Origin of the sequence: Pseudomonas sp. HR1 (assembly GCF_030175875.1) — a bacterium.
GTDB lineage: Bacteria > Pseudomonadota > Gammaproteobacteria > Pseudomonadales > Pseudomonadaceae > Chryseomonas > Chryseomonas oryzihabitans.
Window position 1 is genome coordinate 1 of sequence record NZ_JASNRF010000049.1, and the last position, 820, is coordinate 820.

Consider the following 820-nt stretch of genomic DNA (forward strand, 5'->3'; position numbering starts at 1 on the left):
CTCTCCCTGCTTTAATTGAAATTTATTTACGTACATCTTTGTTCTCCTTTGGTTAGGGTGTACGTCTTAGGGTGCCAATTGGCACCCTTTTTTTGGGTCTAATTTCTGGGAATAGCCGCGCAGCTATGATAGTTAACCTATCGCCCAACTGACTCGCCTCTAGTTTCGTAGACACCTCCAAGCTTCATAATGACGCCCATTAGGAGGTGCTATGAGCGACCAACGTTACCCCGAAGAATTCAAAATCGAAGCGGTCAAGCTAGTGACCGAGCGTGGCCTCCCCGTTACTGAGGTAGCGGCGCGGTTGGGCATGTCGGTGCATAGCCTGTATGCCTGGATCATGCGCTACGGCAAGCCCTAAGAACAGCGGCAGCAAAAAGACGATCAGCATGCCGAATTGCGTCGCTTGCGCGCGGAACTCAAGCGGGTGACCGAAGAGCGAGACATCCTAAAAAAGGCCGCTGCGTACTTTGCCAAGGAGTCCGGCTGAAGTACGCCTTCATCAGCTAGCTGTCGGTGGAGTACCCGGTGCGACGTCTCTGCCAGACGCTCCAGGTGCATCCCAGCGGTTACTACGCCTGGCTGGCCGAGCCGAAATCCGCGCGTGCCAAGGAAGATCAGCGTCTGCTCGGATTGATCAAGCATGCCTGGTTGGAAAGCGGCGGGGTCTACGGCTACCGCAAGATCCACGACGACCTGCGTGAGCTGGGCGAGTCCTGTGGCCGGCACCGTGTGGCTCGCCTGATGAGGAGAGAGGGGCTGCGCTCTCAGACCGGTTATCGCCGGCGCCCCGGGTACTACGGTGGCAAGCCGCCAGTGG

Annotated in this window: 1 pseudogene; it reads left to right on the top strand. The window is 57.2% G+C overall.

Features of this window, described 5'->3' with window-relative positions:
- Positions 1-211 precede the first annotated feature (211 nt).
- A pseudogene (locus QKY98_RS23530) lies at positions 212-820 on the top strand (IS3 family transposase); the annotation flags it as partial.